This is a genomic window from Roseovarius sp. MMSF_3350 (assembly GCF_030733425.1).
GTDB lineage: Bacteria > Pseudomonadota > Alphaproteobacteria > Rhodobacterales > Rhodobacteraceae > Roseovarius.
The window spans coordinates 1-22,368 of the sequence record NZ_JASHIZ010000021.1; the positions used below are offsets into that span (position 1 = coordinate 1).

Below are 22,368 nucleotides of genomic sequence, written 5' to 3' on the forward strand. Positions count from 1 at the left end.
CCCAGACGGCCCCGCCCAGTCCGAACACCGTCACGCCCGAGGCCGTGACGACAAAGGTGATCACCGCCGCCTCGCGATACCCCGCATCCTCCAACGCGGCCGCGGTCGAATTGGCGAACACGCCCAGCAAGGCAACCCCCGCCACGCTGGCCATCACCATCGGGGGCGCAAGGCCCGCAAAGGCCGTGATCACGCCGGCGAACACCCCCAGCACGCAATAGAAGACCCCCGCCATCACCGCCGACCAATAGCGCTGCGCAGGGTCCGGATGGCTGTCCTCGTCCGCGCACATCGCCGCCGTGATCGCCGCAAGGCAGGTCTGCGGCGCGCCGCCGGGCGCCGACAGCACGCTGAACCCGCCCACCACGCTCAACAGGGGCCCCGGCTCCGGCGCATAGCCATGCGCCCGCAAGACCGCCAGCCCGGGCACGTTCTGGGTCGCCATCGTGACCACGTAGAGCGGCAGGCCGATCCCCAGGACTGCGGCCAGCGAAAACTCCGGCATCACGAACACCGGCACCGTCATCCACCCCCCGGCATCGAACGCGGCCAAGTCACCGTAGACCAGCACCGTGATCCCCGCCGCTGCCACGGCTCCCGGCACCGCCAACGACTTGTTGATCCGCCCCAGCAGGAACCACGCCGCCAGGATCGGCCCGATCACAGCCGGCGTCTCGGCCACCGCCAGCACCGGCACCACCACCAGCGGCATCAGCACGCCCCCCAGCATCGCCTGTGCCAGCGGCGCCGGTATCGCAGCCGCCAGCCGCCCCAAAGGCCGCCAAAGCCCCGAGATCACCGTCAAAGCTCCCGCCACCAGGAACCCCGCCACCGCGCCGGCAAACCCCGCCTCCACAGGGGCCGTCACCGCCAGCAGCGCCGCCCCAGGCGTCGACCAAGCGACCGAGGCGGGCATCTTCGTCCACAGGCTCAGCACGATCCCCGCCAGCGCCATCGCCAGCGCCGCCGCCATCAGCCCCGACGCCGCCTGAGCGGGCGAGGCGCCCACGGCGGCCAATCCCTGCAGCACGATGGGAAAGGAACTGAAGAACCCGACCATGGCCACCACGAACCCGGTCGAAATCGTCTGGATGGGTGGCATCACGTCTCTCCTTCGGCCAATCCCAACCGGATCGGCCCCTTGGCCGCCACCGGATCTACGGCCTGGCCCTTCTGCGTCGCCACCAGCGGCAGCCCTGCCGCCACCTCACGCACCCGCGGCATCAATTTCCGCCAGTCACCCGACAACGCCCGCGCCGCCTCGGACGGGCAGAATGTCCTGCCCGTCCCACGCGCCCGCGCCAGCCGCATCAACACTTCGGCAATCTCGTCATCCGTCATGTCGTAGGGTGGGGTTTCACCCCACCGTCATCCCAACGCCGCATCACACCGCGCACAGGTCCCCGGATGCTTGTGCGTCCCCACATCCGGCAGGATCTTCCAGCACCGCTGGCACTTCTCGCCCTCCGCTCGCTCGAACACCACGGTCACGCCATCCACTTCCGGCAGCCGATACGCCTCCGCCGGGCTTGGATCGTCCGTCAGCCGGATATCGGAGGTGATGCAGATATCGTCGAAATTGACCGATTTCAGCACCTCCAGCGCCTCGGCATCCCGCACATGCACCACCGGCGCGGCCTCCAGGCTCGCCCCGATCACCTTGTCGGTCCTCTGCACCTCCAGCGCTGCCGTCACCACGCGCCGCGCCTGCCGCACCGTGGCCCATTTCGCCGCCAGCGGCTCGTTCAGCCATTCCTTCGGCGTCTCGGGGATATCCACCAGGTGGACCGAGCTCTCGTCGCCCGGGAACCGCTCCAGCCAGACCTCTTCCATGGTGAAGACCAGCACTGGCGCCAGCCACGTGGTCAGGCGGTGGAACAGGATATCCATCACCGTCCGCGCCGCCCGCCGCCGGGCCGTGTCCCCGTCGCAGTAAAGCGCATCCTTGCGGATATCGAAGTAGAAGGCAGAGAGCTCCACCGTGGCGAAGTTGAAGAGCGCCTGAAACACCCCCTGGAAATCATAGGCGGCATAGCCCGTGCGCACCTTGTGATCCAGCTCCGCCAGCCGGTGCAGCACCCAGCGCTCCAGCTCCGGCATGTCCTCCGGCTCAACCCGGTCATCCTCGCTGAAATGGCTCAGCGCCCCCAGCAGGAACCGCATCGTGTTGCGCAGCCGGCGATAGCTGTCGGCGGTCCCTTTCAGGATCTCCGGCCCGATCCGCTGATCGTTGGTATAGTCGGTCTGCGCCACCCACAACCGCAGGATATCCGCGCCATACTGCTTGACCACTTCCTCGGGCACGATCGTGTTGCCGAGCGACTTGGACATCTTGTTGCCCTTCTCGTCCAGCGTGAACCCGTGGGTCAGCACGCCGCGGTACGGCGCATGCCCCGTCGTGCCGCAGCTTTGCAGCATGGACGAATGGAACCACCCCCGGTGCTGGTCCGTGCCTTCAAGATACAGATCCGCCATCCCGTCCTCGGACCCGTCCTCGCGGTCGCGCAACACGAACGCATGGGTCGAGCCAGAGTCGAACCAGACGTCGAGAATGTCGTCGACCTTCTCCCACTCGTTCGGGTCATAGTCATTGCCCAGGAACCGCTCCTTGGCCCCGTCCTTGTACCACGCATCCGCACCCTCGGCCTCGAACGCCTCCAGGATGCGGGCATTGACCTTCTTATCCCGCAGCAGAAAGCCCTCGTCGGTGGGCATCGCGCCCTTCCTGACGAAGCAGGTCAGCGGCACGCCCCAGGCCCGTTGCCGCGACAGAACCCAGTCCGGCCGCGATTCCATCATGGAATACAGACGGTTACGCCCTGTCTTCGGAGTCCACTGCACCTTGCCGATCTCCGTCAGCGCACGCTGCCGGATCGTGGTGCCGCTCTCGTCCTGCCCGTCGCCCACCTCGCGATCGATCGCGGCAAACCATTGCGGCGTGTTGCGATAGATCACCGGCGCCTTCGACCGCCACGAATGCGGATAGCTGTGCTTGATCTTGCCCCGCGCCAAGAGGCCACCCACCTCGACCAGCTTGTCGATGATCGCCTTGTTGGCGTTGCCCTCCTTGCCCTTGCGGTCAAGGATATAGGTCCCGCCAAAGAACGGCAGATCGGCGCGGAAACCGCCATCGTCCATCACGTTATAGGTGATGACCTGATCCAGCATCCCGAGGCCACGATAGAGCTCGTATTCCTCCATCCCGTGGCTGGGCGCGCAATGCACGAACCCGGTGCCTTCCTCGTCGGTCACGAAATCGGCCGCCCGGAAATCACGCAGATCGTCCCACTCTCCGTTCGAGCCTTCGGCGCCATGCAGCGGGTGCTTCAGGCTCAGACCTTTCAACTCATCGGCACTCACGTCCCGCACACGGCTCCACTGGTCATCGTTCAGCCAAGCGCGACCCATCACGTCGGCAGCCAGCTTGTCCGCCAGGATGAACCTGTCGCCCACATTGGCCCAGCACTCTTCCGGCGTGCCCGTGACCTCGTAAAGGCCATAGGCGATGTCCTCGCCATAAACGACCGCCTTGTTCGACGGCATGGTCCAGGGCGTGGTGGTCCAGATGACGACGTAGGCACCCGCCAACCCGTCCCGGGCCTGACCCGGGACCTCTTCGCTCTTCGAGACCCCGGTTCGGGGGCCGGGGTCGCCGTGGCCCTCGGCCACGGCGAACTTCACCCAAACCGTAAAGCTCTCCTTGTCGTGGTACTCCACCTCCGCCTCGGCCAGCGCGGTCTTCTCCACCGGCGACCACATCACCGGCTTCGAGCCCTGGTACAAAGTCCCGTTCATCAGGAATGTCTGGAACTCCTCCGCGATGATCCGCTCGGCGCGGAAATCCATCGTCAGGTAAGGCTTTTCCCATTTCCCGGTCACGCCCAGCCGCTTGAACTCGTCGCGCTGGATGTCGATCCAGCCTTCGGCAAACTTGCGGCACTCGGCGCGGAAATCGACGATATCCACCGCGTCCTTGTTCTGGCCTTTCTTGCGGTACTCTTCCTCGATTTTCCATTCGATCGGCAGGCCGTGGCAATCCCAGCCCGGGATATAGCGCGCATCGCGCCCCATCATCTGCTGGGACCGCACCACCATGTCCTTCAGGATCTTGTTCAGCGCATGGCCGATATGCAGGTGCCCGTTGGCGTAAGGAGGGCCGTCATGCAGGGTGAACGGCTGGCGCGGCTCGGCGTCCGCCTTCTCGCGCAGGCGGTCATAGACCTTCAGGCCGTTCCACCGTTCCAGCCACTCGGGCTCGCGTTTCGGCAGGCCCGCGCGCATCGGGAACTCGGTCTGCGGCAGGTTGAGCGTGTCTTTGTAATCGGGTGTGTCAGAACACATCTGTGACGTCCTTTGTCACTGGCATTTCAATCTCTGGGTGGGGGCGGCGCGGTGCGTCCATACGCCTTGTCCCGGCGGCTCGTGTCTCTCAGAGCGCCGGGCATGTAATTCGAATGATGATCGCAAAGCGGGTCATGATGGGGGGCGTTATAGGTGCGCGCGTTCCAAGGAGCAAGCCGTAGAACCCGGGCTCACCACCCGCGCCAAGACTTTTCAGAAAAGTCTTGGCAAAAGCCTTCTCAAGGCTTTTGCAACGCCCGCCCCGTTAACCCGCCGGATCAGCAAAATCCACACCGTCGGCACACCACCCAAATACCGGCGCGATACCGACGTGCCGATTTCCGGCAAACCGGCGGCATTAACCATGTTTTCCGAATCGTGTTTGCCATTGCATCCGGCCCATCCAGCGGCCAGATTCGAGGCCATGACACCGGCCCTGCCCCCCCGTTTCGAGATCACCCGCGCCGAGATCGAGCGCGTCGTGGCGGCCTTCTACGCCGCGTGCCGCGCCCATCCCGGGCTGGCACCGGTCTTTGCCGCCCATGTCACCGACTGGCCCGCGCACGAGGCCCGCGTCAGCGATTTCTGGGCCAACACGATCCTGCACGAGCGGTGCTACGTGGGCAATGCCATGCAGGCCCATGTGCAGGCGGGCAACGTCAAGCCGGGCATGTTCTCGACATGGCTCGATCTCTTCGACACCACGCTGCAGTCAGAGCTTTCCCCGACCAAGGCCGCCGCCTGGTCGGCGCTCGCGCACCGCATCGGCCAGACCCTGCGCGCGGGCGTCGTGAACCGCGAGACCCTGCCCGGTGGCATCCCGAAGCTGGGCAACCCGTTCTGACGCACGGCCCCGCGACCGGACGTTAACGATTTCCCGCTAATTTGGGAAAAGTCGTGAGGCTCCACCTGCCTTGGGGCGAAAATACCGACGCACCGAGCGAAAAATGCCGGTCGTTTACCCTTTGTTAACCCCGCTGAAGAGCCCGGTCAGCGCCCGTTGCACCATCCGCGTCACCGAGGGGCGCTTGCCCGCCCGGAACGGCAAGGGGCGGCACACTTCCATGGCCGCCACGCCCACCCGCGCGGTCAGCGCGCCGTTCACGATCCCCTCGCCGAACCGGCGCGACACCTTGGACAAAAGGCTTCCTCCGGCGACCGAGCCAATCAGGTCGTCGCCAACCGCCACGGCGCCCGTGGCCACAAGATGCGTCATCACCGCACGGGCCAGCCGCCAGCTTCCCAGCGTGCCCGACCGCCCGCCATAGATCTCGGCGATCCGCCGGATCATCCGCAGGTTCGACGTCAGCGCGGCGATCACGTCGGCAAAGGCCAGCGGCACCACCGCCGTCACCGTCGCCACCTGCCGTGCGGCGGCCTCGATCTCGCGCGCCGCGGCCCGGTCCAGCGGCGCCAGCAGTTCCGTCTCGGCCAGTCCCAGCAGGCTGGCGGCATCCATCTGCTCGGGGCCATAGTCGCGCAGCCGATCGCGGCCCCAGCTGGTATCGTCGCGGCCCGCGTAAAGCTGCGTCAGGTCCCGCACCACGCCCCGCGCCTGCTTCAGGTCCGCCCCCGCCAGCGCCGCATCGGCCTCGCGGTGCAGCGTGTCGATCCGCGCCAGCCTTGAAAAGGCCGCCAGTTCGCGGGTCGCGATGATCAGGCAGACAAGGGCAAACGCCGCGATCAGAGCCGTGACGGCGTAGCCCAGCACCACGTTCCGGGCCAGCAGGGCCATCACGAAATCCCACGCGGCAAAGGAAATCACCGCCCCCAGGATCGCCAGCAACAACCCCCAGAACCACCGCGCCAGGCGCGACGGTTTCTTCGCCGCCAACGTCGCCACGGTCTGCATCGCGCGGCCCTCGGGATGACCTTCCACCACCGGGTCAGGCACCGGCGGCGCCATGTCCGGGCGGGGGCTGTCATCGTCCTCTTCAATGTCGATCAGCACCGGCCGCTTGCTCATGTCTCTACCCTGCGTTCCGGCGGCCAGACCATCAGGATCTCGGGCCGCCCTTCGTCGTTTCGCTCACCGTCCGCGCGGGCCTTCTCGGCAAATCCGTGGCGGCGATAGAACCGCAAACCACTGGTATTTTCCTCAGCCACCCAAAGGTTTAGCCGATCGAACGCCGCTTGCGCATCCTGCAGCAGAACCCGCCCCACGCCGCGCCCCTGCGCCCGCCGATGGACATAGAGCGCATGCAGGTCTCCACGTCGGCACAGGCTGAACCCGGCAAGCCCGGCCCCGTCCGAAACCGCCCGAACACAGCCCTGCCGCGTCAGGCGCAGCATGATCCTCAGGTCGTCCCAGCGGTGCGCCGCCCGGTGCTGCCACAGGATCGCCAGCAGCGCGGGCACATGGCGCAGCCTTGCCCGGAACGGGGTCATAACCGGTCCCCGATCAGGAACTGCGCCGCCCGGTCCAGCCTTATATGCGGCGGGCCTTCCCCGCGCTTCAGCGTCAGTCGTGCGGGGGCGAAATTCATCACCTCGTACTCGGCCTCCAGCCACGCCTCGGCCCCCTCCCGCGCCGGCCCCAGGAGGTGCGCCGGGTCCTCCGGCAAGGCACCGGGATAGAACGCTGCCTGTTTGCCGCGCCCACCCTCGGGCGTCATCAGCGTGCCACGCACGCAATCCAAGGTTTGCCCACTATGCTCCCGCGTTTCCTCGGTCGTGGCCCTGAGCGCGGCAATCGCCATCCCCGCCGTCTCGGCCCCGGCGAAATCCGCCCGGTTGCGCGCATCCCGCATCAGCGCCTCGATGATGCCGGTCAGACGGCCATGCTGCGTGTGGTGCAGGTGATCGGCCTTGGTGGCCGCGAACAGGATCTTCTCCACCCGCTGCCCGATCAGCAGCCGGGACAGAAAGGCGTTACGTCCCGGCCGGAACGCCCCAAGGATATCGGCCATCGCGCGGCGCAGGTCCTCGACCGCCTGCGGGCCGTTGTGAATGGCACCCAGCGCGTCGACCAGCACGATCTGGCGGTCGATCCGGGAAAAATGATCGCGAAAGAAAGGTTTGACGACCTTGGATTTATACGCCTCGAACCGCCGCTCCATCTCGCGCCACAGCGACCGGCGCGGCGGGCTGTCGGGCGCAGGCAGCGGCGCAAAGGTCAGCACCGGAGAGCCGGCAAGATCCCCCGGCAGCAGGAACCGCCCCGGCGTGCAATCCGACAGCCCCGCCTCGCGTGCCGCGTTCAGGTAGGCGGTGAACGCTTCGGCCAACGACTGCGCCACAGGCTCTTCCAGCTTGGCCGTGGCATCCACCTCGCGGGCCAAGGCAAGAAAGCCCTGTGCCTGCTCGCGACGTCCCAACCGGTCCAGCGTTTCGGCGGACCAGTCCGCATAGCTCTTGTCCATCAGGCCCAGATCAAGCAACCATTCGCCGGGGTAATCCACGATGTCCAGATGCACCGTGCGCGGCCCCTGCAACCCGGCCAGCAACCCCGAGGGGCGCACCCGCAGCGAAAGGCGCAATTCCGACACCGAGCGCGTGCTGTCGGGCCAATGCGGCACCTCGGCGGTCAGCGCCCCCAGGTGTTTCTCATACTCGAACCGGGGTAGCGTATCGTCGGGCTGCGGCTGCAAATAGGCCGCCGAAATGCGCCCCTCAGCGGCGGCCACCAGCCCCGGCATCCGGCCGCGATCCATCAGGTTGGCCACCAGTGACGTGATGAACACCGTCTTGCCCGCGCGGCTCAGCCCCGTGACACCCAGCCGGATCACGGGCTCCATGAACGCGCCCGACAGCGTGTCGCCCACGCGTTCCACCCCGCGCGTCAGCCCATCTGCGATATCCGAAAGCACCAAGCTGCCCCTTCTCTTTGCCCTCAAGATAGGCCGCACGCCCGCCATGTGCCAGAGGGGAGCGTTGGGGGATTGTTCCCCGTCCCGACCCGCGCTAAGGCCATTTCATGCCCCGTTACGCATTGAAAGTCGAATATCACGGCGCGCCCTTCGCCGGCTGGCAGCGACAGGCCGATCAGCCTTCGGTGCAAGGTGCGATCGAGGACGCGCTGGCCCGGCTGGAGCCGGGTCCGCACACGATTGCGGCAGCAGGGCGCACAGACGCGGGCGTCCACGGGCTGGCACAGGTGGCACAATGCGACATGACCAAGGCGTGGGACCCCTTTCGCCTGTCCGAGGCGTTGAATTATCACCTGAAACCCCTGCCCGTCGCGATCCTCGACTGCGCGCAGGTCACCGACGCCTGGCATGCCCGGTTCTCGGCGATCGAGCGCCGCTATCTCTTTCGCCTGCTGGTCCGCCGCGCCCCGGCCACCCATGACAAGGGGCTGGTCTGGCGGGTGCTGAACCCACTGGATGTCGAGGCCATGCGCGAAGGCGCGGCGCATCTCGTGGGGCATCACGATTTCACGACGTTCCGCTCGACCATCTGCCAGGCGAAAAGCCCGGTGAAAACGCTGGACGAAATCACCATCGCGCAGGTCGAGGGGCTATCCGGTCCAGAAATCCAGTTCCGCCTGCGCGCCCGGTCTTTCCTGCACAATCAGGTGCGCAGCATCGTCGGCACGCTGGAACGCGTCGGGGCCGGAGCATGGACGCCCGACGACGTGAAGACCGCGCTCGACGCACGCGACCGAGCCGCTTGCGGCCCGGTCTGCCCGCCGCAGGGGCTGTACCTTGCCGGCGTTGGCTATCCCGACGACCCCTTCGCGTGATTTCGCCTTTGAATTCGCAATCGCGCTTGGGTAAGGCTTTGCCCAGCGGTCCCGTAGCTCAACTGGATAGAGCAGCTGACTTCTAATCAGCAGGTTCGGGGTTCGAGTCCTCGCGGGATCGCCAGAAGCTCCATCGCAGCTGCCGGACCGAAAAAAGGGCCGTTGCCGCCCCTTCTTCCAGGTGTCTAGCAACTGGCCTCAGGCCAGGCCGTGCTGCGACATCGGCAGGCTGCGCACCCGCTCGCCCGTTGCCTTGTACACCGCATTGGCCACGGCAGGGCCTATGGGCGGCGTACCCGGTTCGCCGATGCCGGTGGGCGCTTCGGTCGAGGGCACGATATGCACCTCCACCTCCGGCATGTCCGAGATGCGCAGCGGCGTGTAGTCGGGGAAGTTGAACTGATCCACCTCGCCATCCGTGAGGGTGATCTGCTCGCGCAGGATTGACGACAGGCCGTACCCCAAGGCGCCCTCGACCTGCGCCACGATATTGTCGGGGTTGATCGGAACACCGCAATCCACGCCGCATGTCACTTTCTCGACCTTGATCGTGCCGTCTTCGCGCAGTCGCACGTCGGCCACTTCGGCCACGTAGCTGCCAAAACTCTTGTGCACGGCGATCCCGCGATGCGTGCCCTCCGGCCCGGCCTCTCCGGCTCTCTCGACCGCCAGCTGAAGCGCGCCGGCCAGCCGCGCGTCCTCGCCCAGATAGGACAGGCGGAACTCCACCGGGTCACGCTCTGCGGCCTCCGCCAGTTCGTCCATCATGGTTTCCATGACATAGGCCGTATGCGTGTGCCCGACCGAGCGCCACCACAGGACCGGCACGCCGACATCGGGGTGATGCACATCGACCGTGAGGTCCGGGATGGCATAGGGCGTCGGGTGAATGCCCTCGATCGTGGTGTCGTCGACCCCTTCCTTGACCATGTACTTCTCGAACGGCGTGCCCTTTGCGATGCTCTGGCTGACGATGCGGTGCTCCCACCCCGAGATGTTGCCGTCGGCATCGAGGCCAGCACGCACCCGGTGCATCGTCAGGGGGCGATAGTAGCCGCCCTTGATGTCGTCCTCGCGGGTATAGACCAGCTTGATGGGCCGCGCCTCATGCCCGGCGTCCCGCCAGGCCCGGCCGATGGTGGCGGCCTCGGCAACCAGATGCGCATCACCGGTGGCACGCCGCCCGAAAGAGCCGCCGCCCCACTTTGTGTACACCTGCACCTGCCCCATCTCGAGCCCGAGAACCGAGGCCGCAGTACCATGATCCACGGTCTGCAATTGCGAGCCGCCCCAGAACTGCGCCGAACTGCCGTCATAAAGCACGGTCATGTCCAGCGGCTCCATCGGAGCGTGGGCAAGGTAGGGAAAGACGTAATCCGCCTCGATGACTTTCTCGGCCTGCTCCAGCTTGGCCGCGGCGTCGCCCTTTGGCTCCGCCGGGTTTCCGGGCTTGTCCAGAAGCGCGCGAAACTCTTCCATCAGCGCATCGGTGCCACGGGTCTCGCCCGAGCCTTCGGTCCATTCGAGCGTCAGCGCGTCCCGCGCCTGCATCGCCTTCCATGTGGTGTCGGCCACCACGACGACGCCTTGCGGGATTTCCAGCACGTCATGCACGCCGTCCATCGCTTTCGCGTCGGCCGCGTCCACCGAGGCCAGGGTTGCGCCGAACCGCGGCGGCCGGGCCGTTACGGCAACCAGCCCACCCTCGGGCTGCTGGTCGATCCCGAACATGCCGACGCTGCCTTGCGTCTTTTGCGGCACCTCCACGCGGGCGAACGACTTGCCGATATAGACCCAATCCTCGGGTGCCTTCAGCGCAACATCCTCGGGCGGTTTCTGGCCGGCCGCGAGGCTCGCCATCTCGCCGAAAGTGACAGTGTTCTCGCCAGCCGACAATTTGCCCTCGGAAACGGCGATTTCGGAGGCATCGACGCCCCACTCGCTTGCAGCCGCATTGACCAGCATCGCCCGGACGGTCGCACCGGCCTTGCGATATTGCTCCCACGAATTGGGCATTGCGGTAGACCCGCCGGTACCCTGCACGCCAAACGCGGTGTTGGCGTAAAGCTCGGGGTTGGACGGCGCGAAATCGGTGGTCACCTGGTCCCTCGAGGCATCCAGTTCCTCGGCCACCAGCGTGGCAAGACCCGACGCCGTGCCCTGCCCCATATCGAGGTGTTTGCTGAGTACCAGAACGGTGTTGTCGGGCATAACGTGGACGAACGGCGTCACCAACACGTCGCCCTCGGCACCGGACTGGGCCAGACCACGCGCCGGCACGGCAGCCCCAAGCAGCAGACCACCGGCCGCACCGGCCGACAGTGTCAGGAATCCGCGCCGCGTTGTCTCCAGCGTTTTGGTTGCCGGCATCAGGTCGCGTTTGTCGATCAGTCTCATCTTACGCCTCCATGATTTCTGCGGCCCGGTGAATGGCCTTGCGGATACGGGCATAGGACGCACAGCGGCAGAGGTTGCCGTCCATCGCCGTGTCGATATCGTCGTCAGTGGGTTTGGGCGTTTCGGCCAGCAGCGCCGAGGCCGACATGATCTGCCCCGATTGGCAATAACCGCATTGCGGCACCTGAAGCTCGACCCAGGCTTTCTGGATAGCCTTGGCGGCCTTGCTTTCGACGCCTTCGATCGTGGTAATGGCCGCCCCGTCCAGATCGCCCAGGTAGGTCTGGCAGGACCGCGTCGGCACGCCGTCGATATGCACAGTGCACGCCCCGCAAGCGGCCACGCCGCAGCCGAATTTCGTGCCTGTCATCTTGAGTTCATCGCGCAGCGCCCAAAGCAGGGGCATATCCGGACTTGCGTCGACTTCCGTTTCTTTACCGTTGAGTGTGAATGAAATCATGTCTGGCTCCTATCCCTGTTGGCAGTCGCTGGAACGTCAAACGGGCGTGAGGACCGCGCCGTGATTGCCGCAGTCTAGAAGTTAGGATGGAGCGGCAAAAGCCGATAAGCCGGCCGTTTCTGCACAGGCGCGCGTTCATATCCGCACAGCTTTTGGGCTTCAGCGGCTGAAACGCTCGGGCGCGAAGGGGCCGACGTCGATATTGGGCCGCCTGCCCGAGATCATCTGCGCCAGGATACGGCCCGTCTTGGGGCCCGCGGTCAGGCCGATGTGGTCGTGGCCGAACCCGGTATAGGCGCCGGTAATCCCCGGCACGGACCCGATCATGGGAAGAGAATCCGCCATCGCCGGCCTGTGACCCATCCATCGGGTCGTTTCCTTCCATTCCAGTCCCGGCAAAGCCTTCTTCAGATGGCGCAGGAACATCCGGTACGGTGCCTCGGGCGGTGGCGCATCGAAACCGCCGTAGCCCACCATCCCGGCCAGTCGGATGCGCCCCTCCATCGGTGTGATGACGAACTTGCCCGCCGCGAACATCAACGGCGCACGCGGGGTCTGTGACGGGTCCCACAACTCGATATGAAAACCGCTTTCGGGGTGAAGGGGAACGACGAGCCCCAAGGATCGGGTCAGTTCCTTGGACCATGCCCCGGCCGCGACAACCACCGTGTCGCAAGGCAGGGTGTCGCCATCGAGGCGCAGTCCCCGAACCTGTCCATCCTCGCAGACGATCCCTTTTGCCTCGCTCCGGACGAATTTGGCGCCAAGGCGTTCGGCCACAGCCGCAAGCGCTTTGACATAGGCGCCGGGATCGGAAATACGTCCGTGGTTCGGCATCCTGACGGCGCACCCGATCGCGTTGCCAAAGATCGGGTCGTAGCTTCTGAACGCGGTGCGATCCATCACCGAGAAATCGAAGCCTTGTGCCGTGCGCAGGTCCCACGAAAAACGGTCGGCCTCGAACCCAGACCGATCCGCATAGCCGTAGACATAATCACAGGGCAGCACGTATTTCTCGGCGGGCGTTCCAGAGGCCAGTGCCTGATGGTCGGCAAGGCTGTCGCCGATCAGTGGCAGGATCGCGTCGGCACGTTTTCGTGCCGCTTCCGCTGACGCATGGCGCAAATACCGAAACAGCCATGGGGCCAGAGCCGGAAGGTGTCGCATCCTCAAATACAATGGTTCGCGCGGATCCAGCGCCATGCGCGGCGCCTTGCGCAGCAGCCCCGGCCCCGGCACGGGCAACGTGGCGGCGGAGGCCAGCAGCCCCGCGTTTCCAAAGCTTGTCGCCTCTCCCGGTCCGACCCTGTCGACCAGCGTGACCTGCTGCCCTTCCCGCGCCAGCCATAGCGCGGTTGACACGCCGACGATGCCGGCGCCGATAACGGCCACATTGCGCGGAATGCTTGTCATGGGCGCAGCTTTAGCGGCGCTCGCAAGGCTGTCAATGGCGCCGCAGTTCGCGCGGTGTCGTCCCGTATTGCCGCCGGATGGCGCGGGTCATGGCGGCCGGAGAATCATAGCCGCAGCGCACTGCGATCTCGGCGACCCCCAGGGTGCTGTCCTCGATGAACTTGCGTGCCGCGGCGAGCCGAAGATGCCGATAGACCTTACCTGGCGGCGCGCCCAACCGGGCCCGGAACCGCCGGTCGAGCGTTCGCGGCTGACAGGACAGGCGCTGTGCAAGCTGTTGCACGGAAATGGGGTTCTCGATCGTATCCCGCATGAGCTGCAACCCCTTGCGGACCAGCGGATCCGTGACTTGGGTCGCGCGGCCTCCACCCACGGGCGGGTCGCCTTGCAGGAACAGCGCCTCGACATCCAAACGGGCCGACATTCCAAGATGCTGGGCGATCAGATCCAGCGTCAGGCCCAGTGCCGACATGGCCCCTGCGCATGTGATCACGTTGCCGTCGGTCAGAACGTGCGCGCGCTCCGCCTCGACCGCCAGAAACCGTTCGGTAAACGCATCCAGCACGTCCCAATGTACCGTCGCGCGCTTTCCATCGAGCAGACCGGCCGACGCCAACAGCCAGGGACCTGTATCCAGTCCCACGACCCGGTTGGTGTGCCGCACGGCATCGCGGAGTTGCCGGCGGGTCCGCGGGGTGTCATGTGCCTCGTGACCATAACTGGCGAGCACGAAGAGGTAATCGACCTTCGCCATCTGCGACACCGCGCTTTTGGCAATCATCTCGATGTCGCTGGAAGATCGCGTCGGGGCGCCGTCGAGGCTCAGCACCGTCCACTCGAACACGGTACTTGCCCCAAGCGAATTGGCCGCGCGCAAGGGTTCGATGCAGTTGGCCAGGCACAAGTTGGAAAAACGATCGAAAAGCAGAAAGCCTATCCGTGTACGCGGCGCAGAAGATTTTGTCCATTCCGGCATGATTTTTGACTATTACCGCAATATTTTCGAGGTATCCAGCGCGCTATGCTGTCGGCACCGAAAGAGGAGCCTGCAATGCCACTTGCCATGAACCGAGAGGTGTTCATCACCTGTGCCGTAACGGGCTCGGGCGGAACCCAAGACAAGAGTCCGCATGTACCGCGCAGCCCGAAAGCGATTGCCGAAAGTGCCATCGCCGCGGCCAGGGCCGGGGCGGCGGTGGTGCATTGTCACGTTCGGGATCCCGAGACCGGTGTGCCATCGCGGGACGTGAAGATGTTCCGCGAGGTGACCGAGCGGATCCGCGATTCCGAGGTCGACGTTGTGCTGAACCTGACCGCCGGAATGGGCGGGGACATGGTGTTCGGCGATGTCGAAAGCCCGCTGCCGCTGAATGAGGCCGGAACCGACATGATCGGCGCGACCGAGCGGGTGGCGCATGTGGCCGAATGCCGCCCGGAGATCTGCACGCTGGATTGCGGCACGATGAACTTTGCCGAGGCCGACTACGTCATGACCAACACGCCGGGCATGTTGATGGCGATGGGCCGGATGATGACGGAACTAAGCGTGAAGCCCGAGATCGAGGCCTTCGACACGGGCCATTTGTGGTATGCAAAACAACTTGTTAGCGATGGCGTGCTGGACAGCCCCGCGCTGGTGCAGCTGTGCATGGGCGTGCCGTGGGGCGCGCCGGATGACCTGAACACCTTCATGGCGATGGTCAACAACGTGCCTCAGGACTGGACCTTCAGCGCCTTCGGGCTGGGGCGCAACCAGATGCCTTACGTCGCCGCCTCGGTGCTGGCGGGGGGCAATGTGCGCGTCGGGCTGGAGGACAACCTGATGTTGGACAAGGGTGTGCTGGCCACGAACGAACAGCTTGTCGCGCGGGCGAAAGAGATCATCGAACGGCTGGGCGCCCGGGTGATCGGGCCCGAGGACGTGCGCAAGAAGCTGGGGCTGACAAGGCGGGCGCCGGTCTGAAAATGGCTGTCGGTATCGCGTCGGTATTTGGGTGGCATCGCGTCGGTGTCGTTTGCGCCTGCCGGACAACCCGGCCATGAGCCGCCGCGTGGTCATCACCGCTGGCGCGTCGGGCATCGGCAAGCGGCTGGCCGAGCGGTTCCTGGCCGAGGGCGACCGCGTGGCGATCTGTGACGCCGACCCGGTGGCGGTGGCCGCGATGGCCGAGGCCAACCCGTCGCTGATCGCGCATGAGGCCGATGTCACCGACGAGGCCGAGATGGACGCTTTCCTCGGCCAGGTCGAAGGCGAATGGGGCGGGGCTGACGTGGTCTGCGCCAATGCCGGGACCGGCGGACAGGCCGGGCTGATCGAAGACCTCGATTATGCCGCCTGGCAGCAATGTATCGCGGTCAACCTGCACGGGTCTTTCCTGACCTGCCGCTGGGCCGCGCGGGTGATGCGGGCGCAGGGCGCGGGGCTGATTGTGCTGACGACCTCGACAGCGGGGCAATGGGGCTATCCCTATCGCTCGCCCTATTCCTCGGCCAAATGGGCGTTGGTGGGGCTGACCAAGACACTGGCGATGGAGTTGGGCCCGGCGGGCGTGCGGGTGAACGCCATCGCCCCCGGCGCGGTGGAAGGCGACCGAATGGATCGCGTCGTGGCAATGGAGGCCGCCGCCAGCGGCAAGACCGAGGACGAAGTGCGCGCCCAATACGTCAAGGGCGTCAGCCTGCGCAGTTGGGTCACCGCCGATGACCTTGCCGACATGGTGCTGTTTCTCGCTTCGCCGGGGGCCGCGAAGATCTCGGGCCAGGTTATGGCGGTGGATGGCCACACCGAAACGCTGGTGCCATGATGCGCGTGAAGCATCACGACATGAGGCACACCATGCGAAACTGGACGAACCGGATCACATACTTCGTTGCGGCCCTGGCGCTGGCGGGCTGCGCCAGCGGGCCGATGGCGCCAGACCGATCATTCCGCGACACGGGTCAGCCACTGTCGGTGACGACGCGCGGCAACGGGATGCAGGACATGGGCGGGCCGTGGTTCGTGCGCGGGTATTTCCCCGGCGATGGCGGTCTGGCCATGGTGACCCTTCTGCCGGACCTTCACGGCCAGCAGGCGGTGGAGTTCCGCACCGAGGCCTGCCTTCTGTCCGGCGATTGCGAGACCGATACCGAGATATGGATGGCCAGGCCGCTGGGTCAGAACCGCTGGCAGCTGAACCGCGAGGGCGACGCTCCGCGGCAGATGTGGGTCGTGTGGGTGGATGACGATTTCCGCACGGCGGCGATCGGGACACCCGATGGCAGCTATGGCTGGATCCTCGACCGCCGCCCCGAAGGCGGGGCCGACCGGCTGCGGGCGGCGGCGGAGATCCTGAATTTCAACGGCTATGACACCTCGCGGATCAAGGTGAGATGACGAAGGGAACGACGATGACGAAAAGGGCGGCAATCATCGGTGGCGGCGTGATCGGCGGCGGCTGGGCCGCGCGGTTCCTGCTGAACGGCTGGGATGTGCGGGTGTTCGACCCCGACCCGCAAGCCGAGCGCAAGGTGGGCGAAGTGCTGACCAACGCGCGTGGCGCTTTGCCGATGCTGTATGACTGCGCCCTGCCCGCCGAGGGAAAGCTGAGCTTTCACGGCTCGATTGCCGAGGCGGTCGAGGGCGCGGACTGGATCCAGGAAAGCGTGAGTGAGCGGCTGGACCTGAAGCACAAGGTCTTTGCCGAGATCCAGGGCGCCGCGCCGGGCGTGCCGATCGGCTCGTCGACCAGCGGGTTCAAGCCGTCCGAGTTGCAGCAAGGTGCTGCCGACCCGTCCACGATAATGGTCACGCACCCGTTCAATCCGGTTTACCTGCTGCCGCTGATCGAGGTGGTGCCGTCCGAGGCCACGGCGCCTGCGATGGTCGAGGCGGCCAAGGCGGTGCTGACCGAGGTGGGCCTTTACCCCCTGCATGTGCGCAAGGAGATCGACGCGCATATCGCCGACCGCTTCCTCGAGGCCGTGTGGCGCGAGGCGCTGTGGCTGGTGAAGGACGGGATCGCCACCACTGAGGAGATCGACAATGCCATCCGCTATGGCTTTGGCTTGCGTTGGGGGCAGATGGGCCTGTTCGAGACCTACCGCGTGGCCGGCGGCGAGGCCGGGATGCGACATTTCATGGCGCAGTTCGGCCCGGCGCTGAGCTGGCCCTGGACCAAGCTGATGGATGTGCCGGAGTTCACGCCGGAACTGGTGGACCTGATCGCGGACCAGTCCGACGCGCAGTCGGGGCACCTTTCGATCCGCGAGCTGGAGCGCAAGCGCGACCGCAACCTGATCGCGATGATGCGGGCGCTGAAACAGCAGGGGAACGCGACCGGCCGGCTTGTTGCCGAGCATCAGCGGGCGCTTCTGAAGGTCCCTGCGGAGGCTTCGCCGATGATCACGCAGGACCGGATGGTGCCGGTCGACTGGACCGACATGAACGGTCACATGAACGAGGGCCGCTACGGCCAGGTCTTCAGCGATGCGGCCGAGGGCGTGATGGCCTATGTGGGCGCGGACGAGACCTATGTGTCCGAGCGGCAGCTGAGCTATTTCACGGTGGAGACCACGATCAAGTACCTGGCCGAAACGCGGGCCGGGGAAGAGATCATCGTGGAAAGCCGGGTGACCGAGGGCGGCGGCAAGAAGCTGCGCTGCCATCACGAGATGAAGCGCAAGAGCGACGGTGCGGTGATGGCCAGCTGCGACCAGCTGATGCTGCATGTGAGCCTGGAGACCCGGCGCACCTGTGAGCCACCCGAGGATGTGGCGGACAAGGTGGCGGCGCTGGTCGCCCTGCACGCAAAGGAGTGAGACCATGCATTTCGGATTGACGGACGAGCAGGAAATGATCGTGTCGACGGTGCGCAGCTTCGTCGAAAACGAAATCTATCCCCACGAGGAACTGGTCGAGCGCACCGGAGAGGTTGCGCCGGAAGTGGCCCGCGAGATCAAGCGCAAGTGCATGGATCTTGGCTTTTACGCCTGCAACTTTCCCGAGGAGGTGGGCGGCGCGGGCCTTGGCCATGTGGATTTCGCGCTGGTCGAGCGGGAACTGGGGCGCGGATCCATGGCGCTGACGCATTTCTTCGGCCGGCCGCAGAACATCCTGATGGCCTGCGAGGGGGAACAGCGCGAACGCTATCTGCTGCCTGCGGTACGGGGCGAGCGGATGGATGCGCTGGCGATGACCGAGCCCGATGCCGGGTCGGACGTGCGGGGGATGAAGTGCTTTGCCAGGCGCGACGGTGGCGACTGGGTGGTGAACGGCACCAAGCATTTCATCTCGGGCGCGGATCATGCAGATTTCATCATCGTCTTCATCGCCACGGGCGAGGACGACACCCCGAAAGGCCCCAAGAAACGCATCACCGCCTTCCTGGTGGATCGCGGCACGCCGGGCTTTACCATCCGCGACGGCTACAAGTCGGTCAGCCACCGGGGCTACAAGAACATGATCCTGGAGTTCGACGACTGCCGCCTGCCCGATGCCCAGGTGCTGGGCGAGGTCGATGGCGGGTTCGCGGTGATGAACGAATGGCTTTACGCCACTCGGATCACGGTGGCGACGATGAGCGTCGGTCGCGCGCGGCGGGTCTTCGACTATGCCCTGAACTACGCCGCCGAGCGCCGCCAGTTCGGCCAGCGGATCGGCAAATTCCAGGGTGTGAGTTTCCAGGTCGCCGACATGATCACCGAGATCGACGCCGCCGACTGGCTGACCCTCGCCTCGGCCTGGCGGCTGGACCAGGGCCTGCCGGCGAACCGCGAGATCGCCTCGGCCAAGCTTTATGCCAGCGAGATGCTGGCGCGGGTGACGGACGCTACGTTGCAGATCTTCGGCGGCATGGGGCTGATGGACGACTTCCCCATCGAGCGGTTCTGGCGTGACGCGCGGGTCGAGCGGATCTGGGACGGGACCTCGGAAATCCAGCGCCATATCATCAGCCGCGAGCTTTTGCGGCCGCTGGGGGCGTAAGAGATTAATGCCTTCGGCGACGATATTTACGGCCAGAGGAAAAGGGGGGAGCCTGCAAAGCTTCCCCCGGGAAAAGGCGTCGCCTCTTCCCCCGGCACGGTCATCGGCGTCCCCGCCTGTACCGCACATGCAGTGTGGCAAACCTCGGTTAATAGTCCGTAACTTCCTCTGGCGAAAAATATCCCCGCCGGAGGCAAGAAACTCTTTGACACAGCGACCAGCCCCATGCGCGACCTGAGCCGCCTTTTCCAGCCCAGGTCGATTGCCGTCATTGGCGGTGGTGCGTGGTGCAAGAGCGTGGTGGAACAATGCCTCAAGATGGGCTTTGCCGGGCCGGTCTGGCCGGTCCATCCGACCAGGGCCGAGATCGCGGGACAGCCTGCCCGGGCGCGGCTGGAGGATCTGCCCGAACCGCCAGATGCGGTTTTCATCGGGGTGAACCGGCACGCCACGGTGGACGTCGTGCGGCAGTTGCGTGCGATGGGTGCAGGCGGGGCGGTCTGTTTTGCAAGTGGCTTCAGCGAGGCGCAGGCCGAAACCGGCGACGGGGCCGACCTCCAGGCTGCCTTGCTGGAGGCGGCAGGCGCCATGCCGATCCTCGGGCCGAACTGCTATGGCTTCATCAACTACCTCGACGGCGCCCTGCTCTGGCCGGATCAGCATGGCGGCGCGCGTGTCGAGACCGGCGTGGCCGTGCTAACCCAAAGTTCCAACATGGCCATCAACATCTCGATGCAGTCGCGCGGCCTGCCGCTGGCCTATGTGACCACCGCAGGCAACCAGGCGCAGACCGGACTGGCCGAGCTTGGGATGGCGCTGCTCAACGACGACCGGGTTACCGTTCTGGCGCTTCATGTCGAAGGCGTGGGTGACGTGGCGGCGTTCGAGGCATTGGCGCGGACAGCACGACAACTGGGCAAGCCGATCGTGGTATTGAAGGCCGGGAAATCGGCACGGGCGCGGGCGGCGGCGGTGTCGCACACAGCGTCGCTGGCAGGCAGCGATGCCGGGGCGCGGGCGCTGCTTAAACGCCTGGGGATCGCGCAGGTCGACAGCCTGCCGGCCCTTCTGGAGACGGCGAAGCTCTTGCATTTCGCCGGTCCGTTGCCGGGCACGTCGCTTGCCTCCCTCTCCTGCTCGGGCGGCGAGGCCAGCCTGATGGCCGACAGCGCAGAGGAAAGAGGCGTGCAGTTCCCGGATCTGACGGCTGCGCAAGTCACCCGTTTGCGCGAGATTCTGGGACCCATGGTGGCGCTGGCCAACCCATTGGATTACCACACCTTTATCTGGAACGATGCGGAACGCATGGCGCAGGTCTTTGCCACGATGCAGCGCGGCGCGGCCGATCTGACCTGCGTGATCATCGACTTCCCGCGCACGGATCGTTGCAACCCGGCCGCATGGGACTGCGTGTTCGCGGCCGGTGCGGCGGCAGTGGCGGAAACCGGAAAACCGCTCGTGCTGGTTTCGACCCTGCCGGAACTGCTGCCCGAGGACATGGCGGCGCGGGCCGTGGCCGGGGGCATGATCCCGATGCAGGGCCTCGACGATTTCCTGACCGCGCTGGAAGCCGCGGGATTCGTCGGGAACGCCGGCCCGCCGCCGCCGCCGGCCTTGCAGGTGACGCCGGTCGGGGCCACCGTGATTCTGGATGAGGTCGAGGCCAAGCGGCAATTGGCCGAGGCCGGGCTGGACGTGCCGCGCTCGTGTTCCGCCGATACGGTGGACGACGCCGTGGCGGCGGCCGGGGAGGTTGGGTTTCCCATCGTGCTGAAAGGCACAGGCGCGGCCCACAAGACCGAGGCGGGGCTTGTCGCGCTTGGCCTGAAGAGTGCCTGTGAGGTCGAGGCGGCGGCGCGACGGATGGCCTGCAAGGGTTACCTCGTGGAAGAGATGATCGGTGGTGGCGTGGCCGAACTGTTGCTGGGTGTGGTACGGGACCCGGCACATGGGTTCGTGATGACATTGGGGGCCGGGGGCACGCTGACGGAGATACTGCGGGACACGGTCTCGATGTTGTTGCCGGTTTCGGAGGCCGAGATCGCCGAGGCGCTGGCAGGGTTGAAGATCGCGCCGGTCCTGCAAGGGTATCGGGGCCAGCCCGGCGTGGACGAGGCAGCGGTCATTCGGGCGGCGATGGGTCTGCAGGACCATGTTGCGGCGCATCGAGAAACGTTGGAGGAAATCGAGGTCAATCCGCTGATCTGCACGCAGACGCGCGCGGTCGTGGCGGATGCCTTGATACGGCAAGGAGAACGAGATGACGGATAATCCGGTAAGGACAGAAAGACGCGGCCATGTTCTGGAGGTGACCCTGGACAGGCCCAAGGCCAACGCGATCGACCTGGCGACCAGCCGGATCATGGGCGACGTGTTCAAGGAGTTCCGCGACGATCCGGAGCTGCGCGTGGCGCTGATTACCGGGGCGGGCGAGAAGTTCTTCTGCCCTGGGTGGGATCTCAAGTCGGCCGCCGAGGGTGATGCCGTGGATGACGATTACGGGGTCGGCGGGTTCGGGGGCTTGCAGGAGATGCGCGCGATGAACAAACCGATCATCGCCGCCGTGAACGGCATCTGCTGCGGCGGTGGTCTGGAATGGGCGCTGAGCGCGGACATCATCCTGGCCGCCGATCATGCGCAGTTCGCCCTGCCCGAGATCCGCTCGGGCACGGTCGCTGACGCGGCCAGTGTGAAGCTGCCCAAGCGCATCCCCTATCACATCGCGATGGAAATGCTGCTGACCGGGCGCTGGATCGACGCCGAGGAGGCCGCGCGGTGGGGTCTGATCAACCAGATCCATCCCGGCGATCAGCTGATGGCTAAGGCGCGGGAGATGGCCGACCTTTTGGCGAGCGGGCCGCCGCTGGTCTATGCGGCGATCAAGGAGATCGTGCGCGAGGCCGAGGCGATGACGTTCCAGGACGCGATGAACCGGATCACGCGGCGGCAGTTCGAGACTGTCGATGTGCTTTACGAGTCCGAGGATCAGCTGGAAGGGGCCAAGGCCTTTGCCGAAAAGCGCGACCCGGTGTGGAAGGGGCGCTGAGCGCGGCAGCGGGCACCTGAAAATTCGGAGGATTTTCTGGCGCGCGGAGTTCGGGCCGCGCG

The 22,368-nt window shown here is 65.9% G+C and carries 20 protein-coding genes and 1 tRNA gene; 10 read left to right on the forward strand and 11 right to left on the reverse strand.

What is annotated here, in order from left to right; translation table 11 throughout:
* The 4 genes from RBB31_RS17060 to RBB31_RS17075 all read right to left on the reverse strand — a co-directional run.
* Positions 1–1,102, reverse strand: a 1,102-nt coding sequence (locus tag RBB31_RS17060; RefSeq protein WP_306130463.1) for a benzoate/H(+) symporter BenE family transporter, incomplete at its 3' end; no start/stop codon positions are given.
* Positions 1,102–1,341, reverse strand: a complete 240-nt coding sequence (locus RBB31_RS17065) for a DUF3253 domain-containing protein (protein ID WP_306130464.1) — start codon at positions 1,339–1,341, stop codon at positions 1,102–1,104. The genes RBB31_RS17065 and RBB31_RS17060, both read right to left, overlap by 1 nt.
* Positions 1,342–1,368: 27 nt before the next feature.
* Positions 1,369–4,341 carry an isoleucine--tRNA ligase gene (ileS, locus tag RBB31_RS17070; protein WP_306130465.1) on the reverse strand — a complete coding sequence of 991 codons (2,973 nt, stop codon included), beginning with the start codon at positions 4,339–4,341 and terminating at the stop codon, positions 1,369–1,371.
* Positions 4,342–4,554: 213 nt separating this feature from the next.
* Positions 4,555–4,767 (reverse strand): hypothetical protein, encoded by a 213-nt coding sequence (locus RBB31_RS17075; RefSeq protein ID WP_306130466.1) that lies wholly within the window; start codon positions 4,765–4,767, stop codon positions 4,555–4,557.
* Between RBB31_RS17075 and RBB31_RS17080 the strand changes: the two genes are divergently transcribed.
* Positions 4,766–5,185, forward strand: coding sequence for a group III truncated hemoglobin (locus tag RBB31_RS17080; RefSeq protein ID WP_306130467.1), 420 nt, complete (start codon positions 4,766–4,768; stop codon positions 5,183–5,185). The genes RBB31_RS17075 and RBB31_RS17080 overlap by 2 nt on opposite strands.
* 114 nt (positions 5,186–5,299) lie before the next feature.
* On the opposite strand, the gene RBB31_RS17085 is transcribed toward RBB31_RS17080, so the two are convergent.
* The 3 genes from RBB31_RS17085 to RBB31_RS17095 are packed head-to-tail and all read right to left on the reverse strand — an operon-like array spanning position 5,300 to position 8,153.
* Entirely contained in the window at positions 5,300–6,307 is a 1,008-nt protein-coding gene (locus tag RBB31_RS17085) for a YcjF family protein (protein ID WP_306130468.1), read from the reverse strand.
* Complete coding sequence (locus RBB31_RS17090) at positions 6,304–6,729, reverse strand: N-acetyltransferase (protein WP_306130469.1); 426 nt, start codon at positions 6,727–6,729, stop codon at positions 6,304–6,306. Before RBB31_RS17090 ends, RBB31_RS17085 begins: the two co-directional genes overlap by 4 nt.
* Complete coding sequence (locus RBB31_RS17095; RefSeq protein WP_306130470.1) at positions 6,726–8,153, reverse strand: YcjX family protein; 1,428 nt, start codon at positions 8,151–8,153, stop codon at positions 6,726–6,728. Before RBB31_RS17095 ends, RBB31_RS17090 begins: the two co-directional genes overlap by 4 nt.
* Before the next feature lie 104 nt (positions 8,154–8,257).
* Between RBB31_RS17095 and truA the strand changes: the two genes are divergently transcribed.
* Positions 8,258–9,025 carry a tRNA pseudouridine(38-40) synthase TruA gene (truA, locus tag RBB31_RS17100; RefSeq protein WP_306130471.1) on the forward strand — a complete coding sequence of 256 codons (768 nt, stop codon included), beginning with the start codon at positions 8,258–8,260 and terminating at the stop codon, positions 9,023–9,025.
* A 47-nt stretch (positions 9,026–9,072) separates the two neighbouring features.
* Positions 9,073–9,149: transfer RNA gene (locus RBB31_RS17105), tRNA-Arg, on the forward strand.
* A gap of 74 nt (positions 9,150–9,223) precedes the next feature.
* Here RBB31_RS17105 and RBB31_RS17110 read toward each other — a convergent pair.
* The 4 genes from RBB31_RS17110 to RBB31_RS17125 form a co-directional block, all read right to left on the reverse strand.
* Positions 9,224–11,422, reverse strand: coding sequence for a xanthine dehydrogenase family protein molybdopterin-binding subunit (locus RBB31_RS17110; RefSeq protein WP_306130472.1), 2,199 nt, complete (start codon positions 11,420–11,422; stop codon positions 9,224–9,226).
* 1 nt (position 11,423) lies between these two features.
* Positions 11,424–11,882: a (2Fe-2S)-binding protein gene (locus tag RBB31_RS17115; RefSeq protein WP_306130473.1), complete on the reverse strand. Its 459-nt coding sequence runs from the start codon at positions 11,880–11,882 to the stop codon at positions 11,424–11,426.
* Between the two features lie 159 nt (positions 11,883–12,041).
* On the reverse strand, positions 12,042–13,295 hold the full coding sequence (locus RBB31_RS17120; protein WP_306130474.1) for an FAD-binding oxidoreductase: 1,254 nt from the start codon (positions 13,293–13,295) through the stop codon (positions 12,042–12,044).
* A 31-nt stretch (positions 13,296–13,326) separates the two neighbouring features.
* Positions 13,327–14,271, reverse strand: a complete 945-nt coding sequence (locus RBB31_RS17125) for a GlxA family transcriptional regulator (protein WP_306130475.1) — start codon at positions 14,269–14,271, stop codon at positions 13,327–13,329.
* 75 nt (positions 14,272–14,346) lie between these two features.
* Between RBB31_RS17125 and RBB31_RS17130 the strand changes: the two genes are divergently transcribed.
* The 7 genes from RBB31_RS17130 to RBB31_RS17160 all read left to right on the forward strand — a co-directional run bounded on the left by RBB31_RS17130 (position 14,347) and on the right by RBB31_RS17160 (position 22,306).
* A complete protein-coding gene (locus tag RBB31_RS17130; RefSeq protein WP_306130476.1) occupies positions 14,347–15,258 on the forward strand; it encodes a 3-keto-5-aminohexanoate cleavage protein in 912 nt (303 codons plus the stop codon).
* A 76-nt stretch (positions 15,259–15,334) separates the two neighbouring features.
* Positions 15,335–16,099 carry an SDR family oxidoreductase gene (locus RBB31_RS17135; protein ID WP_306130477.1) on the forward strand — a complete coding sequence of 255 codons (765 nt, stop codon included), beginning with the start codon at positions 15,335–15,337 and terminating at the stop codon, positions 16,097–16,099.
* A 32-nt stretch (positions 16,100–16,131) separates the two neighbouring features.
* The gene (locus RBB31_RS17140; RefSeq protein ID WP_306130478.1) at positions 16,132–16,671 is read left to right on the forward strand and encodes a lipocalin family protein; all 540 of its coding nucleotides are present in this window, start codon (positions 16,132–16,134) and stop codon (positions 16,669–16,671) included.
* A 14-nt stretch (positions 16,672–16,685) separates the two neighbouring features.
* Positions 16,686–18,095: a carnitine 3-dehydrogenase gene (locus RBB31_RS17145; protein WP_306130532.1), complete on the forward strand. Its 1,410-nt coding sequence runs from the start codon at positions 16,686–16,688 to the stop codon at positions 18,093–18,095.
* A gap of 4 nt (positions 18,096–18,099) precedes the next feature.
* The gene (locus RBB31_RS17150; protein ID WP_306130479.1) at positions 18,100–19,260 is read left to right on the forward strand and encodes an acyl-CoA dehydrogenase family protein; all 1,161 of its coding nucleotides are present in this window, start codon (positions 18,100–18,102) and stop codon (positions 19,258–19,260) included.
* Between the two features lie 225 nt (positions 19,261–19,485).
* The gene (locus tag RBB31_RS17155) at positions 19,486–21,531 is read left to right on the forward strand and encodes an acetate--CoA ligase family protein (protein WP_306130480.1); all 2,046 of its coding nucleotides are present in this window, start codon (positions 19,486–19,488) and stop codon (positions 21,529–21,531) included.
* Entirely contained in the window at positions 21,521–22,306 is a 786-nt protein-coding gene (locus tag RBB31_RS17160; RefSeq protein WP_306130481.1) for a carnitinyl-CoA dehydratase, read from the forward strand. Before RBB31_RS17155 ends, RBB31_RS17160 begins: the two co-directional genes overlap by 11 nt.
* Positions 22,307–22,368 lie beyond the last annotated feature (62 nt).